We start from the raw sequence: 16,187 nt of genomic DNA on the forward strand, positions 1-16,187 counted from the left end.
TTTTTTCATATGCTTAAATATATAATCAGTCTTTCATGGATACTTTTTTCATTTTTTTCTTATTCCCAACAGCCACAAGTACATTCTATTGCCATTTTTATCCAAAGCCGACCGGCAATAGATAAAGATAAGCAAGCAATTGATGAAATGCGTAAAAATATTGCCAGATTTACTGATAGTAAACTTGGAAAGGAATATATAATTGGAAATCCGGCAGATGCAAATACCGAAAAAACTATAACAGATTTTTGTAACATCATAACGAAGGACGACATAGCCATGTTTTATTTCTCTGGCACAGGAAAATACAAGGGAGACGAGTTAAATATGGATATAGGAGGCAAAGAGAAACCTGTTAAATCAGTTTTAGATTCAATTACAAAAAAAATCCCCAAAACCGCTATTGTCATAATTGAGTGCGCACTACGAGAAATCGAAAAAGATCATGATGGTCAAATAAAAAGTCATGCAAATATTATTACAAAAGATAATACCAAGAAGTTGTTTTTTGTAAAAGATAAAAGTCAACTGGTTTATATTAAAGCAGCATCTCCACCTAAACAGCCAATTCACCGAAGTGCAGTTTTAGGCTCTTTTTTACTACAATCTTTTAAAAATAATATGTTGGACGAAATGGGCATTGAAGAAGACGTGAAGCCTTCTTGGGTGGTTGTGCTAGACAAAACAAAACAAGACATATCAAACATAACAAGAAACGGACAAACCCCTGTCGTAAAGTATGAGACCTATCCTAAGTAAAATTTATCTGCCTGTCTTTTTATTACTATCGCATGGGTTATTTGCTCAGAATTTACATTTTCTATCGGTTATAAATACAGATGATTATACCAGACAGGATAGACGTATGGATGCCGATAATGTCAACAAAATGGCGGGCAATATTGCGCAATATATGAATCTTACAAAGTATACTTATAATTTCAGCGATAGTGTTGATTATAACCCGACATCTGTAAAACTCACGTTACAAAGTTTGAATATTGCGCCCTGTGGCGATGATATAGTCTGGTTCCATTATAGTGGCCTGGGTGGAAATTATGGAGAATCTATGCCCACTCTGCAATTGTTTGGCGGAGAACTGGAGGTAAAAGAAATTGAAAATACGTTGAGACAAAAAAGACCTAAACTCTTGCTGATTTCTATTGACTGCTCAAATAAACCGGTAAGGTCTAAATGGATAGCTAATCAGACCGATGTTGGCGGAAGTAGGTCTGCAACCATCAAAAAATCACCTTCAGCTATAAAACCCCGGGTAACTATTACCCCTAGTAATGAGATTCCGTATTTTCAGATTATTGAAAATTATAACAAGCTTTTCAAGGATTTTAAAGGCACCAAAATAGTATTATTATTATCTACACTTAAAGACGAAGATGCCTTGTCTGATAGCAGAAAAGGATCATTATGGGTTCAGGCATTAAATAAAGCGTTTAGCGAAATCACAAATAATAATACCCAGAAAGATATCTGGGACAAAGACCTCCATGTAAAACTTCAGTCATATCTTTCAAGGCTTTCAAAAGCTACTCAACATTCGAGAATATTTACCTATCTTAATTCACATTGTGATGATGAATAAAAGACTTCATTTTTTTTGTTTATTTTTTTTGGTGAATAGCTTTTTATACGCACAAACACCAACAACTCATTTTTTGCTTTTTTTTGATACCAACGATCCATATGTAGGTCCATCTGCTGAAATTACTTATGGACGTATGATGGAATTAATCGATAAAATCAGCAAACATTCTGAAACACAAAAGGATTTGGTGCTAATAAAAGGCGATAATCTTACAGTAGAGAAAGTAGATGAAACAATCCAGAAATTAGTCATTAAAGAAAAGGATATTATATTTTTCTATTTCGTTGGTCATGGCTGGAATAATTCGCAAAGCGAGTTCCCGATGCTAAAAATAGGAGGTGATGGTATAACGCTTGAAAATTCCAGAAGCTTAGAGGAGATTTACTCTCAATTGCTTGAAAAAAAAGCCCGGAGCACTTTTGTGTTTGCAGAAGCTTGTAATACCAGTAAAGCAGTAAAACCAAAAAAGAAAAATGATGGTGAAGAAGACCATAGTAGATATAATATAAATCCTAGTCATGTTAGAACGCTTTTCCGCCAAACGAAAGTAAACATTATTATGAGTAGTAGTAAACGCGGTCAGGAATCATTTAGTAATTATTTTGGAGGTTACTTTTCTAATAGTTTTCGTAGTGTTTTTGATAAAATGACTTCGAAAGAATATTTAGAGCAACCTAGTTGGGATGAAATTTTAGTAGAAATACAAGAAGCAACCCGGGAAGTTTCAGGTGATAAACAGAATCCTATCCTGAATATTGACTACTATGAAACGGATCATACTAATTCGAGTTTGCTTGCAAACAAAGAGTGTCCTTTGAATATGACTGCCTTTAATAAGGTATCTGAAGATTTGTTTTTCTTAAATAAGTATTGGAAAGAGATATTGAACTATGAGAAAGATTTTGCAACAGAAACTTACGAAACATTTTATCAGATAGAAGTACAGGAATTCTATGATCATCTACTAGAAAAGCTAAACCTTATTGAACATCTTTCGGATGCTGACAAAAAATGGTACAACAACACAGCCAAAGAAGTAAGTACTTATTTAAAGACAATAAATAAATATAAAGAAGAGGATACTTTCAAATCCAAAGCTTTTTCGAAACTTTCTATCCCAATTGATAATCTGAAACAGCTCCATGGTAAGCTAGATGAATTCAGAAAGCGTTGTCGGGAATAAAAAACTTCTGGTATCCATAATTTTTCCAAAATATTAATACCAGAAAATTTAAGCGAGCAATAGAGTCAAAACCCGGATTAATTGTAAACGTTTATTTCATTCGCACAATCGTCACCCCTTGTCCACCCCTGTCGGCATGTTCGTCGCTCATACCTGCTACCTGTTTGTAAGAGCGCAGGTGCTGACGAATCAGCGTTCTCAGGATACCATCACCTTTGCCGTGGATGATTCTTAATTCTGGGTACCCCAACATTATCGCGTCATTCATCAGGTTATCAACTGCTCCCAAAGCTTCTTCACCACGCTTACCTCTCAAATCAAGATTGAAACTAAAATTCATCATCTTTTCATTCAGATCTATGCCTGTCATTCTAGGCTTAATGCTTTCTTTGACAGCCTCTCTGAACTCTTTGCGACTCATTTTCTCCAGACGATTAAGCTTCACATTGGTTTTCAACTCGCCAATGGCAATTTCAGCATCTTTGCCTTTCATTGAAAGTACTTCACCAATAGTAGCCTGGCCTTTTATTCTTACAAAACTACCGATCGTTATTTCGCCTTTTTCTGTCTCCCATTCTTCCGAAACAGGTTTTTGTTCTTCCACTTTTTCCAGTTTCAGTTCCTGTGTTTCAAAGGTCTGGAGCTTCTGACGAATCAATTTGGTAATATCTTTATCAGCTTTACCTTCTTTTATCTCTTTAATGGTAGTTTCTATCTTGCGATTGGTCTCTTTCAGCAATTCTTTTGCCTGTGCCTTGGCATCGTTCAGAATCTTCTTCTTTTCTGCTTCCAGAAAACTCTTCAACCCATTATACTGCTCCAGGGTATTTTTCAGTTGTTGATTCTTCTCAACAAACTCTTTATTTCTATCAGAAAATACCTTTCTTTCAATCTCTAATTCCTTAATCAGTTTCTCAAAATCAATCTGCTGCGTACCTAATTTTCGTTTCGCATTATCAACCACTTGCTTAGGTAAACCTATTTTCTGTGCTACTTCTAAGGCAAACGAGCTACCTGGCTTACCGATTTCAAGTTCATACATAGGCTCTAAATGTTCGGCATCAAATTTCATAGCGCCATTGATGGTACCACTATTTTTATTGGCAAATACTTTCAGATTGGTATAGTGGGTATTAATGACACCATAGGCCTTTGAGCGCAACAATTGCTCTAAAATAGACTCAGCAATGGCACCACCTAAGCTTGGCTCAGTACCTGTACCAAACTCATCAATCAGAAACAAAGTGAATTTATTAGAGAAATTGACAAAGTGCTTCATGTTCGTCAGGTGCGAACTATAGGTACTTAAATCATTTTCAATGCTTTGTTCATCACCAATATCAATAAAAATATTCTTAAAGATACCCACTTTAGAATCAGGCGAGGCAGGTACTAATAGCCCACATTGTGCCATGTATTGCACCAAACCAATGGTCTTCAACATAATCGATTTCCCACCGGCATTCGGCCCTGACACCAATACTATTCTATTCTCATGGTCGAGTTTAATACTAAGTGGTATAATTGCCTTACTTTGTTTCTGATGTGCCAGATATAACAAAGGATGCGTGGCTCTATACCATTCCAAAGCCTGATTCTCGACCAATAGGGGAGCAGTAGCATTAATAGACAAAGCAAATTTAGCCTTGGCTCTAATAAAATCTATAATACCTAAAAACAAATAAGCCTTACGTAGAGCCGGAACATGTGGACGTAAAAAAGCTGTGAGTTTTTCCAAAATCTTTACAATCTCACGACGTTCACGGGCTTCCAGTTCTCTTATTTCGTTGTTGGCTTCCAGTACTTCGGCAGGCTCAACAAAGGCCATCTGGCCTGTGGCTGATTCATCATGCACAAAGCCTTTTAATTTGCGCTTATGCTCTGACAAAATCGGGATCACCATCCGTCCGTCACGAATGGTTAACGACATCTCGTCTCCAATCCAGCCGCTATTACGTGCGGTGCGGAGAATACGTTCAAGGGTTTTTCTTAAATCGCTTTGTTCGGCTATCAGTCTTCGGCGAATATCGGCTAATTCAGGCGATGCTGAATCCCTAACTTTGCCTCTTTCGTCAATGATTTTATCTATCTGAGAAATAACCCCACCCCAACCATCATTCTCTGAAACAGGTAATGAGTTGGCTGTAAGAGCTTTTAGCTCGGGATAAATCATTTCTTCTTTCGTTTTAAAGAAATGGATAATCTGCTGAATGGTGCGAAGCGAAAGTTTGATTTCAAAAAACTGCTCTTCTCCTATAAATGCGCCCTCAATAGAAGCCCGTGCAAGGGCATCACTTACATCTATATAATTTTGCTCCGGAAAGCCCGACTCAGTTTGCAGAATCAATTTAAACTCTGCCACCTGGCGGATTAATCGGTCAATTATTTTATAATCATCAGAAAAACGTATTTTATCAACAAAAACTCGTCCAAGCGAACTCACGCATTGTTCGGCAATAAGTTCACGAATTTTATCAAACCCTATTTTTTGTTCTATGTTTTGTGGGTAAAGCATATTTTTTATTTGAAAACGGGTGCAAATTTACTAAAATTTCCTGTCTTTTTATAAATCAGGATAGATATGCACTTATGGGTTCAGGAATATATTTTTTTCGTATACTGAAAATTTTTAAACATTTACATTAAACAAATGGTATTCACTAAAAAAATGAAAACCTATGTTCAATTTACCAGCTTTTGCGCAGCAGGAAGACAAAGAAAAACCAGCAATCATTCCGTTACTATGCTGGGATATTGCCAATCCGTTATTAGAAAAGCGTGTGCAGATACACAATGATATTCAGCAGATTGGAAATCTGGCTCGAACCCACGATTGGCAATCGGATATTAACTTTAAAAAACTGTTAGCAGATAACTACACGGTTGTCGTTACCAATCTTTCTCAGGAAATTATCTGGGTTAGTCAGAGTTTCCACGCTATGACGGGTTATGATATAGACGAGTCGATAGGTAAAATTCCTTCATTTTTACAAGGTGAAAAAACGAATCTTCAAACGAAATTGTTACTTAAAGAAAAGCTGACTAAGCTGGAGATTAGTGAGGCCAGAATCTTAAACTACCGCAAGAACGGAGAAACCTACTGGTGTGGTATTAAGATTTCTCCTATTCAGAATAGCCAGGGCGTCTTTACTCACTATATTGCTATCGAAAAAGAAGTCAACTAATATGCCGGAGCAAATACCTCCCTATTCCGCACAGGCTTGTCCTCGTTGTCATCAGTCTTTTGCATGTAAAGCCACTCATATTGGTACTTGTCAGTGTATGGCTATTTCTTTAAGCAAGGAGCAATCGGCCTTTATTAATCAACAATACGCTACCTGTTTGTGTATCAGTTGCTTACATGATTTACGACAGGAGTATGTACAACAAGAGCTGATTTCTATCAAATAATTTTATTCTCTATATAATCAACTAAAAGTAGTATTCACTTTTTAGGTATATCTACCCGTTTTTGGTGCTAAAGCTAGTATTTTTTGCAGTTTTCCTTTCTTTTTTTCTCTAATTTTATCAAATTTGGAAAGATTTATGCTATTTATTAATCATAAGTCTTTTGCACTTAACTAAACTAAAAATCATTTGAGCTATTCTTTTAAAGAATTTTCTCAATAACATTGCTTGCGTCATAAACCTACCATGATAAAGATTAGCGTACTTTCTTTGCTGTTAATTATTGAGTTGACTATATTTTACAGAGTAGATTCAACCCTTGCTTATCCTTTCAGAGGGATTATACATCTTTTTATGGCCTGGTGGTATTATTCTGAAAGAAAAAATGAGCTTAATCTGACAGACAGACTGTTTCTTATTTCCTGTCTGGTGCCTGCCATTACACCAATCCCGATATATATTTTTGGTTTTACCTGGGGTACACTTCTGGAGGCCGTAATGCTTTTAGTAAGTTATCAGCTATTAATTAAGATTTACAGTTTAGAAGGGGCAGAAATCAGACTTGCCAATAACCTGAAAACTTTTGGTATGATTTTGACACCTTATGTATTTTTCCCACTGGCGTATTTTTTCTTTATTGTATATCCTGTAGCAAAGCCCGATGTTTTACTGATTACTTCTATTTACCTGATTCAGATTATGTACATGGCTGTGCTATCAGCCTATTTACCATTTTCCGAAAAAAGCAAGCTGTATATATCTTTAGGAATGTTTTTTATTCTGTTTGCCAGCGGAGCAAGCGTGCACCGTGTATATGTAGCGCCTTATGAGTTCGACTATGGCATAGTAAGAATAGCTGCCAATCTTGGTCGCATACTGATCATTATTGGTCTACTTAATCGTACGAAGAGAGAAATTTTTCTTCCCAAATTAGCATAAACTATTTTTCGCCATCTTTTTTACGATTGCGAAGTTTTTTATCATCCACCGTATTATTTAAAAAACTATTGATTTTATCAATTTCAAAACTCATTTGGATTTCACCAAAAGAGTTGATTTTGATATCAAAGCCGTTTAAATCTTTGTGAACACGAGGGTTTTCGGCGGGTGCTTTATCATCTGTTTTCTTTTTGGCCATAGTTTTATGAAATGTTTTATGAATTCGAATAGAATATTAAACAGTATTTTTATTTGTTGTGCAATGATAAACTACTACCTATTATGATAAAAATAATACTGACATTTTCACTACTCCTACTGGAGATAGTGCTTTTTTACAAATTTAACCGAATTATTGCATACCCAGCCAGAATTTTAGTGTATTCTTATCTGGTGTACTGGTATTATTCTGAAAGAAAACGCGATAATACGTTAAATTTAACAGACAAGCTCTTTATATGGTCTTCTCTGATTCCGATATTTTCACCCCTGGCTGATTATATCTGGCCTTCAGTTCCGACTAAAATTCTGGAAATCCTTCTTTTAATGGTGAGCAATCAAATGATTGCTTCTGTCTGGACACAAGAAGGGGCAAAAATCGACTTCTCTAGTCAGAAGAATACTTTTATTAAAGTATTAGTTCCTTATGTTATTCTTCCGGTCTTATTTTTTTGCTTTGTAGTATTGCCTACCAACCAGGTAATCCCGATTGTTCTGTTTGCTTTTTATCTCTTACAAATGATGTATATAGCTACTTTATCAGCCTTTGTGTCATTTTCTGAAAAAAGTAAGCTGTATGTGTCTTTGGCAATGGGGCTTTTGATATTATCTAGCGGAGCTAATTTTTTGCGGATTTGTGTATCGCCTTATGAATACGATTTTGCAGTTGTCAGATTTACCGCGATTGCATTTCGTGTGTTTCTGCTGATGGGTTTATTAACCAGAGAAACACACGAAGTAGAGTCACCTTATTTACGCTAAAACTTCTGTTGCTTTTTCTATTCTTTTAATAACCTCTTCTTTACCTAAAATCTCCAGGGTCAGCATCAGGTCAGGCCCTTTACCCACACCAGTAATTGACAATCGGAAGGCCTGCATAACTTTGCCAGGTTTTAGTCCTGCGGCTTCAAGCGCGGGGAAGATAGTGTCATGAATATTTTGTGCCACGAAGTTTTCATCGCCTATGCCCTGGATCGCTTCTTTAATAGCTCCTATAGCTTTGCGCGCATCATCATTCCATTTGGTTTTCACGATTTCTTCGTCGTAAGTAGATGGGGCTTCGAAAATGAAAGGAACTTCAGTTACAATTTCTTGCGGGAAAGTAACACGGTCTTTCATCAGACGGACCAGTTTAGGAGCAATATCAACAGGGGCACCAACAGGAAGCTCAATCATCGCTGCTAATTCTTCTTCTGATTTTGCCTTTAAATAATGCTGGTTAAACCATTTGGCTTTATCTACCATGAATCTTGCTCCCGCTTTGTGTATCTTATCTAAACTGAAAGACTCCACCAATTCGCTCATCGAGAAAATCTCCTGCTCAGTTCCCGGATTCCATCCTAAGAAAGCAAGAAAGTTTGTTAAAGCTTCAGGTAAATAGCCATCTTCTCTGAAACCTCTTGCCTGGTCACCTGTGAATGGATCTGTCCATTGTAAAGGGAAAACCGGGAAATTGCCTAATAAACCATCACGTTTGCTTAGTTTGCCATTGCCTTCTGGTTTTAACAATAGTGGTAAATGCGCAAACTCAGGCGCTTTCCAGCCGAATGCTCTGTATAACAACACGTGTAAAGGCGCTGATGGCAACCATTCTTCTCCACGAATCACGTGCGTGATACCCATTAGATGGTCATCAACAATATTCGCTAAATGGTAAGTAGGCATGCCGTCTGATTTCAATAATACTTTATCGTCAATGGTTGATGAATGTACTACTACCCAGTCGCGAATAATATCTTTGAAACGGATTTCTTCTTTTAAAGGTACTTTCAAACGGATAACATGTGCTTCTCCGTTGGCGATTCTCGTCTCTACTTCTTCTTTTGACAGCGTCAACGAGTTTTTCATCTGCATTCTCGTAACCGCATTGTAAGATGGATTATCAATCTTCGCATCTTCCAGGCGTTTACGCATATCTTCCAGCTCTTCAGCTGTATCAAAAGCAATATAGGCTTTACCTTCCTGTAATAACTGATCTGAATATCTACGATAGATTTCTTTTCGCTCCGATTGACGGTAAGAAGACTCCGGGCCGCCTACGCCTTGCCCTTCATCTATTTTAATTCCTACCCAGTTTAGGGCTTCTAAAATATATTCTTCTGCTCCGGGTACAAAGCGGGTCTGGTCTGTATCTTCTATGCGAAGCAACATCTTACCGCCCATTTTCTGAGCAAACAAATAATTATACAAAGCCGTACGAACCCCTCCAATATGAAGCGGCCCTGTTGGACTCGGAGCAAATCTTACACGAACAGACATAATTTTTACGGACGATTTTCTAAATCGTCAAAATCTAGAATAGTGGTCTTGACGACCCTGAATGAAAACGGGGCGCAATTTACGAAAAATTTGTAGGCAGATTTGCTAATCTTTTAAAATTAGCAAATCCTTTAAATGATTTTATGCCTTAGGCTTCTTATACAGAGGAACTGTACTGCAAGGTTCACCGAACATAATGCTTTGAGCATAAGGTTTTAAACGGCGGCTGATTTCAACATAGGCAGAGGTTGGTACATCTACCTTGCTACATCCTTTTACTACCACTTTTGCCCCTATATATTCTTTGAAATCAATGTTGGCGATAGCATCATTATAGAGTTTAGTCTCCAAATCTTCAAGTGTGCCGTAGACTACCATATTGGCATAAGGCTCTAAATGTATCGCCAGAAGCATATATGCCCATGTAGGAATAATAGCTTCTTCGGTGCAGGTAATAGCTACATTTTTATTGGTATAGAAAGACCAGTCATGTGTTTTCAGAAACTCACGAAAATCTTTTTCGCGCAGAATCAAACCCATATACAGGTTATCTTTTATATCGTATACAACGCGGTCGCCTTTATGATAAAAATCTTCTAAGTCTAGCGTAACCAAGCCACTTTTGCTTACGCGGTTGATGATTAGTTCTTCTTCCATTGGTTTAAAAATAAAAAAGTACCATTGTGGGCTGGTCGCTTCAAATGGCACAAAACTTTTATAATAGAATAACACGTTCTTTACTCAGAAAGTTTGCTTTCGTTATCACCTGATAACTCGGTTGAATTATTAGCAACGAAAACAGGCGTAGGGCTAATAGGAACCGGTTTAAGTGTAAGATAATCAAACGCACCGCTAAGCATCCACATTTTTATGAAAACTCTGCCGAAAATAAAAGCCTGTTGTACAATAAACATTACAAAAATCTTGAATACCGAGTTCATACCAATGGCAGATTCAAGAAACAGATAAACCAGAACTAAGATAACAGCTACAGCAATGATAGCCCAGTAGATGCGCATGGTTTTGAAATTCTGAAAGATATAATTAGCAGCTTTCCAGAAGCCTAACCAGGCATTTAAAGAGAGATTTTTGAATAATATTACCTTGGCGTAGTTGCCAATATTAAGCACTACTGTGAATAAAAAGCCTGAAATCAGGAAAAAGGGTGTAAGCCAGGCCATCTGCACAGGCTCGGTGCTACCATCCGATGCTATTAAAACAACACCTAGAAAAATAAAAGAAATAATACAAACACCTAGAAGTGCCACCAGTTCAATCAGAAACACCAATAGAAATTTGGCAAAATATTGGGTGCAGTTTCTCAGAAATTCACTGATTCTGAAAGTACCTCTTAACGCATATTGAGAAAGAATACCACCTGCAAAAAATATATTCAATACCAGATAAAGCAAAGACAATACAAAACCTAATAGCCAGAATGGAGGCAGTTTTTTGCCACTTGTACTTAGGAAATCTATAATAACAGTCAGGTCAAAACCGCCGATTAATTTATTAAATTCTAAAGAACCCTGAGCTTCTGATTGCAGTACTTTATAAAGAGGTGCAGCTAAAATTAATCCAAGAGCTAAATTAACTGTAAAAACTGTCAGAACCATTTTCCAGTTTCGAGCAGTTCGGTTAAATGCTTGGGAGAGTATCGTAAACATATTACATATTGGTTAGGTTAGCTTTTCATTGTTTTGGTGGCGCAATTTATCTCTTTTTGTTTTCTTTTCAAGGTTTTTCCGAAGCGCCTCAGTCAAATCTATATTGGTTTGGTTAGCCAGGCAAATCAGCACGAATAATACATCAGCCATCTCATCTCCTAAATCTTTGTCTTTATCTGACTCCTTTTCTGATTGTTCACCATATCTTCGGGCTATAATCCGGGCTACTTCGCCTACCTCTTCGGTCAGCATAGCCATATTCGTAAGCTCATTAAAATACCGTACACCGATGGTCTTAATCCAGTTATCTACTTCTGCTTGTGCTTCTGCAATAGTCATTTCAAATGGGTTTTTGAGGTGCAAAATTAAGGTAAAAAAAGTGCTTCCCGAAATACATTCTACACCACAGCGTTAATTTACAGACAAAAGGAATAATAGCACTTTGAAGATAAATTGATTAATTTAAAATCAACAGCTTATAAAGATATTTTTAAAACGATTCTGATACAAATTAATTTTCTTTTAAAATGAATAACTTTGCAGGCGATTAGTGTTTGCATAGTTGAGACTCATATAAAAAATTCTATTTTAATATTTAATGAATACAATGAACTTGTTGAATAAACAGACAATTCAAAATAGACGATTCCCCTATCAGAGTCTGATAGTTTTATTACTATTGCTTATAACGATTGTTTCCTGCAAACAAAAGCCAGGCAACGAAACGAGCCAGGAAGAACAAATAAAACTCGCTACTGCGCCCACTTTTAATGCTGATTCTGCCTATGCTTTTGTAGATAAGCAGGTAAATTTCGGCCCTCGTGTGCCTAATACTCCTGCCCACGTAAAAGGTGGTGATTGGATGGTGAAGAAACTGAAAGAGTATGGCTTTGAAGTAACAGAACAACCTTTTAAGCCTGTCACATTTGATGGAAAAGTTTTAAATGCCCGCAATATCATAGGAACTTATAATCCATCGGCAACGAAAAGGATTTTATTAGCCGCCCATTGGGATTCACGCCCGTTTGCCGATAAAGATTCTGTAAAAAAGGATCAAGCCATCGATGGTGCTAATGATGGCGGCAGTGGGGTAGGTGTCTTATTAGAAGTAGCTCGCACGATTCATACGGCGCAACAAAAACCAAATATTGGAGTAGATATTATCTTCTTTGATGCCGAAGACTGGGGTGAAAAAGATGATATGCAACCAGATCAGAAAAAAGTATATTGGTGTTTGGGTTCACAATACTGGGCTAGTAATCTCCATAAACCTAATTATTCAGCTTATTTTGGTATTTTATTAGATATGGTTGGAGCAAAAGGAGCTACTTTCCCGAAAGAAGCACAATCAGTGCAATTTGCCGGAAGTGTCAATAACCAGATATGGGATATTGCCGAGCGCTTAGGCTATGGGCAGTATTTTATTAAACAAGAGGCCGGTGGTATTACCGACGACCATGTATTTGTAAACACAGTAGCCAAAATCCCGATGGTAGATATTTTGCATCAGGAAATAAATAGCAACCGCACATTTGGAGCCTATCATCATACACATGGTGATAATATGAGTGTCATAGATAAGAATACACTCAAAGCTGTCGGGCAGACAGTTATACAGGTATTATATCAGGAAGATAGCGGATTATAAAACGAAAGAGGGAGCTTGATGGCTACCTCTTTCGTTTTATATAGACTCTTAAATCTTCTTCTCTTTCTCTAGTTTCTCCGCTTTTGCAAAGCTCTTTAAGGCTGTTTCAATCATTGGATCATCCGCATAAACAATCTGATAATATTCATTATTCAGACCATTTTTTACACTACGATGCCAGATATGGCGGGCAATAGCCGCTTTGAGTTGGGATTTGATAAACTCTTTCGAATCAGCCAGATCCTTAGCCGTATAAGTTACGCCAGTCTGGGTTAACCTCCTGTTCATATCGCTAATCATAGCATCTGTTACTGTAAAACCTTTTAGATAACTATCGAATGACTGCTTAGACAGGCTCTTGCTGTTATCGTTGGCATAACTCATGGCATATTCACGAATGATGTTTCTACCATATAGCTCCATCAGATACTTGGTAATATGGCTTGTATCACGTGGTACAAAAATATCAGGCGTAACACCACCACCGCCATAAACCGTTCTTCCACCTACAGTTTTGAAGCGCATCTTAGGGTTATTCTTGATACTATCAGCAATGAAATACTCACCCGATTTTCCCCTGTCTTCCAGTTCATGCTCATAATTATCTAAATGTCCTTTTACATAAGGCTTCTGGATACTTCTGCCACTTGGAATATAATAACGCGAGATAGTCAATCGCAATTCCGAACCGTCAGATAGCTGAATCGGTTGCTGTACCAATCCTTTACCGAAAGTTCTACGACCGACTACTAAAGCTCTGTCATAATCCTGCAATGAACCTGAGACAATCTCCGATGCCGAGGCACTTCCTTCATCTACCATTACTACTACTGCACCTTTTTCAAACATGCCGTCAATATGCGCATTGGTTTTGCGGTTATTGCGGGCATCTTTCCCATCGGTATAAACAATGACTCCCTTACCTGCCACGAGTTCATCCACAATATCAGTCGCTCTATCCATATAACCACCCGGATTCCCGCGCAAATCTAATAACAATTGGGTCATACCCTGTTTTTTCAGGTCGGCCATATGCTCTTTAAATTCGTCATAGGTTGTCTCTGTGAAACGATTAATTTTCAGATAGCCTGTCTTTTTATCGCTCATCAGATAAGCGGCATCTATCGAATATTGAGGTATTTTATCGCGGGTAACCGAGAATTTTAATAGGTCTTTAAAGCCTTTACGTTTAATTTCCAATTTGGCTACTGAGCCGCGTTTTCCTCTCAGGTTGGCAAAAATATTGGTGCTGCTAGCCTCTTTACCGGTCAGGCTATTATTGTTGGCTTTGATAATGGCATCACCACTTTGGATACCAACAGCCTCAGATGGCCCTCCGGCCAATGGCGTAACTACATATACCGTATCATTGAATACATTAAACTCAATACCAATACCATCGAAACCGCTTTCCAGTTGCGAGCGCGCCAGTTCAGCATCTTGTGGTGGAAAATAATACGTATGCGGGTCTAATTTTTCAAGCATTTTTGTGATTGAATAATCGACCAGACTATCGGTATTTACGCTATCGACGTAACTTCTGTTAATATAGGTCAGAATCTCCCGAAATTTACTTGAACTGCGAGATACATCACCCGCCGGACGACGACCTCCAAAAAATGTTGCACCTATCAGAATCCCCAGCGCCAAAGTTGTGCCTACAATGATAGGTGTTCGTACAGTGGCTTTACTATTCTGTATTTTATTTTCTTCCACTTTAAAACACTTTGTTTTAGAATTAATATCTGTTCGTAAGATAAATATACTGACTTTGTCAATTAATTGTTTTAAATCTTACATTAAAATGCAAATATCCGGTTTAAACGGATTCACACTAATAACAGAAAATGGGTTGAATAAATTTTATAGGGGTGAATTTTCTTGATATTTAATAAAGTCTATAACTGGATTTATATCTGAATGTAAAAATTCATAAACCTCACTTTTATCCAGATTAGGTCTGAAAGCAGGGGTCTCAATGGGAATCCACATTTTAGTTGATAATCTGCTATCAGATCTTAGAATTAAACAAAGTTTTTTACATTCAATTGAAGCCTCAAATTGTTCAGCGCCGACTATACTCGCACAACCATTATAATACATTTCAGTTCCTTCAGACACATTATTGAGGACTGTGTTAAAATGAAAAGTCTTAACATTTAAGTAAAACAAATAGCAATAATCAATAAAGTTATTTTCTTTAGTTTTATTTAATGAATGTTCGGTAACACTGACATTTATGCAAGGAATTATTACATGATTATCAATTATTTTAATAGCTCCCCTATATCCTTCAGAGGTATTAATTTCATCTGAGCCTTCATAAAAAACTTTGTAAGACTTATTCATTTCCTTTGCAAAATCAATTTAGTTTACTTTTTAAATTATAATCATAAGTTTCTTAAACCCTCGCTAACTTAACTATTTAGATAATTCCTTCGCTCTTCTTTCGGCTGCTAAAATACCATTGATTAATCCATCCGGAAGCTGGCTTTCTTCAAAAGTTTTCAATGCTGCTTCGGTTGTACCACCTTTTGATGCCACGGCTTTAATTAAATCATCCAGGCTTTTTTCGGCATTATTAATGAGATGATAAGAACCTAACATGGTTTGTTTTACCAATAGGCTTGCCATCCCTTCGTCAAAGCCCATTTGCTTGCCTGCTTCAATCATATGTTTTACCAGATAGTAGAAATAAGCAGGACCGCTACCACTCAATGCCGTTACGGCATCAATCATGCTTTCGTCTTCTAAATATACCGAGCGCCCTGTGGCGTTAATCAGATTCTCTACTTTACGTAATTTATGGGCATCTACTTCGGCAGAAGCCGTAAAACCGGTAATACCCATACCTAGCATAGCAGGAGTATTTGGCATAGCCCTAACTACCAATTTATGATTAAGCATTTCCTGTATCTTGGTCATAGGTATACCCGCCATGATAGATAAAACCACCTGTTGCGGTTGGATAACGGCTGTTAGTTCATCTTTTAAAGAAGCAAAATCCTGTGGTTTTACCGAGAGGATAATCAGTTCGTAGTCGGCTATCTGAGCATTGATAGTGCTTACCACTACACCTTCTTTGGCACTTTTAAGTGTTTCGCTACGCTCCTGGCTTTTTTCAATTAATAATAGGTCTTCTTTTTTAACTAGGTCGTACTGCAAAAACGAACGAGCAAAGGCCATTCCCATGTTTCCGCAGCCTATAATGGCAATTTTCATGAATCAACAATCTCCTTACCCTTTGTCGGAGCATTTTTT

At 37.3% G+C, this 16,187-nt stretch carries 17 protein-coding genes; 8 read left to right on the forward strand and 9 right to left on the reverse strand.

Translation table 11 applies throughout. The features are described 5' to 3' along the window. Nucleotides 1–9: 9 nt before the first annotated feature. Genes D0T08_RS15615 through D0T08_RS15625 form a run of 3 tightly spaced genes read left to right on the forward strand, consistent with a single transcriptional unit; the run spans nucleotide 10 to nucleotide 2,786 of the window. Nucleotides 10–759 carry a hypothetical protein gene (locus tag D0T08_RS15615; RefSeq protein WP_116983599.1) on the forward strand — a complete coding sequence of 250 codons (750 nt, stop codon included), beginning with the start codon at nucleotides 10–12 and terminating at the stop codon, nucleotides 757–759. After that, nucleotides 740–1,600, forward strand: a complete 861-nt coding sequence (locus D0T08_RS15620) for a caspase family protein (protein ID WP_116983600.1) — start codon at nucleotides 740–742, stop codon at nucleotides 1,598–1,600. Before D0T08_RS15615 ends, D0T08_RS15620 begins: the two co-directional genes overlap by 20 nt. After that, entirely contained in the window at nucleotides 1,590–2,786 is a 1,197-nt protein-coding gene (locus tag D0T08_RS15625) for a caspase family protein (protein WP_116983601.1), read from the forward strand. The genes D0T08_RS15620 and D0T08_RS15625 overlap by 11 nt, the downstream gene beginning before the upstream one ends. A gap of 91 nt (nucleotides 2,787–2,877) precedes the next feature. Here the strand turns inward: D0T08_RS15625 and D0T08_RS15630 are convergent, their stop codons facing one another. Then, nucleotides 2,878–5,301, reverse strand: coding sequence for an endonuclease MutS2 (locus tag D0T08_RS15630; RefSeq protein ID WP_116983602.1), 2,424 nt, complete (start codon nucleotides 5,299–5,301; stop codon nucleotides 2,878–2,880). A 163-nt stretch (nucleotides 5,302–5,464) separates the two neighbouring features. Here D0T08_RS15630 and D0T08_RS15635 point away from each other — a divergent pair, with 163 nt between their 5' ends. The 3 genes from D0T08_RS15635 to D0T08_RS15645 all read left to right on the forward strand — a co-directional run bounded on the left by D0T08_RS15635 (nucleotide 5,465) and on the right by D0T08_RS15645 (nucleotide 7,133). After that, nucleotides 5,465–5,971 carry a PAS domain-containing protein gene (locus D0T08_RS15635; protein WP_116983603.1) on the forward strand — a complete coding sequence of 169 codons (507 nt, stop codon included), beginning with the start codon at nucleotides 5,465–5,467 and terminating at the stop codon, nucleotides 5,969–5,971. A 1-nt stretch (nucleotide 5,972) separates the two neighbouring features. Further along, nucleotides 5,973–6,197, forward strand: a complete 225-nt coding sequence (locus D0T08_RS15640; RefSeq protein ID WP_116983604.1) for a cysteine-rich CWC family protein — start codon at nucleotides 5,973–5,975, stop codon at nucleotides 6,195–6,197. A gap of 243 nt (nucleotides 6,198–6,440) precedes the next feature. Then, a complete protein-coding gene (locus tag D0T08_RS15645; RefSeq protein ID WP_116983605.1) occupies nucleotides 6,441–7,133 on the forward strand; it encodes a hypothetical protein in 693 nt (230 codons plus the stop codon). Between the two features lies 1 nt (nucleotide 7,134). Here D0T08_RS15645 and D0T08_RS15650 read toward each other — a convergent pair whose 3' ends face one another. Then, entirely contained in the window at nucleotides 7,135–7,332 is a 198-nt protein-coding gene (locus D0T08_RS15650) for a hypothetical protein (protein WP_116983606.1), read from the reverse strand. An 83-nt stretch (nucleotides 7,333–7,415) separates the two neighbouring features. On the opposite strand from D0T08_RS15650, the gene D0T08_RS15655 reads away from it, so the two are divergent. Next, nucleotides 7,416–8,114: a hypothetical protein gene (locus tag D0T08_RS15655; protein ID WP_116983607.1), complete on the forward strand. Its 699-nt coding sequence runs from the start codon at nucleotides 7,416–7,418 to the stop codon at nucleotides 8,112–8,114. On the opposite strand, the gene gltX is transcribed toward D0T08_RS15655, so the two are convergent. The 4 genes from gltX to D0T08_RS15675 form a co-directional block, all read right to left on the reverse strand. Continuing rightward, on the reverse strand, nucleotides 8,106–9,611 hold the full coding sequence (gltX, locus tag D0T08_RS15660) for a glutamate--tRNA ligase (RefSeq protein ID WP_116983608.1): 1,506 nt from the start codon (nucleotides 9,609–9,611) through the stop codon (nucleotides 8,106–8,108). The genes D0T08_RS15655 and gltX overlap by 9 nt on opposite strands. A gap of 141 nt (nucleotides 9,612–9,752) precedes the next feature. Beyond that, on the reverse strand, nucleotides 9,753–10,268 hold the full coding sequence (locus D0T08_RS15665; protein WP_116983609.1) for a DUF2480 family protein: 516 nt from the start codon (nucleotides 10,266–10,268) through the stop codon (nucleotides 9,753–9,755). Nucleotides 10,269–10,348: 80 nt separating this feature from the next. Further along, entirely contained in the window at nucleotides 10,349–11,278 is a 930-nt protein-coding gene (locus tag D0T08_RS15670; protein ID WP_147322787.1) for a hypothetical protein, read from the reverse strand. A gap of 12 nt (nucleotides 11,279–11,290) precedes the next feature. Next, nucleotides 11,291–11,617, reverse strand: a complete 327-nt coding sequence (locus tag D0T08_RS15675) for a nucleotide pyrophosphohydrolase (protein ID WP_116983611.1) — start codon at nucleotides 11,615–11,617, stop codon at nucleotides 11,291–11,293. Nucleotides 11,618–11,876: 259 nt separating this feature from the next. Between D0T08_RS15675 and D0T08_RS15680 the strand changes: the two genes are divergently transcribed. Then, nucleotides 11,877–12,926 carry a M28 family peptidase gene (locus D0T08_RS15680; protein ID WP_229238968.1) on the forward strand — a complete coding sequence of 350 codons (1,050 nt, stop codon included), beginning with the start codon at nucleotides 11,877–11,879 and terminating at the stop codon, nucleotides 12,924–12,926. 48 nt (nucleotides 12,927–12,974) lie between these two features. Here the strand turns inward: D0T08_RS15680 and D0T08_RS15685 are convergent, their stop codons facing one another. The 3 genes from D0T08_RS15685 to proC form a co-directional block, all read right to left on the reverse strand. Then, a complete protein-coding gene (locus tag D0T08_RS15685) occupies nucleotides 12,975–14,642 on the reverse strand; it encodes a S41 family peptidase (RefSeq protein WP_116983612.1) in 1,668 nt (555 codons plus the stop codon). Nucleotides 14,643–14,789: 147 nt separating this feature from the next. Next, a complete protein-coding gene (locus tag D0T08_RS15690) occupies nucleotides 14,790–15,275 on the reverse strand; it encodes a hypothetical protein (protein WP_116983613.1) in 486 nt (161 codons plus the stop codon). A 72-nt stretch (nucleotides 15,276–15,347) separates the two neighbouring features. Beyond that, the gene (gene proC / locus D0T08_RS15695) at nucleotides 15,348–16,148 is read right to left on the reverse strand and encodes a pyrroline-5-carboxylate reductase (protein WP_116983614.1); all 801 of its coding nucleotides are present in this window, start codon (nucleotides 16,146–16,148) and stop codon (nucleotides 15,348–15,350) included. Between the last annotated feature and the right edge of the window lie 39 nt (nucleotides 16,149–16,187).

Source organism: Emticicia sp. C21 (genome assembly GCF_003418935.1).
Classification (GTDB): domain Bacteria; phylum Bacteroidota; class Bacteroidia; order Cytophagales; family Spirosomataceae; genus Emticicia.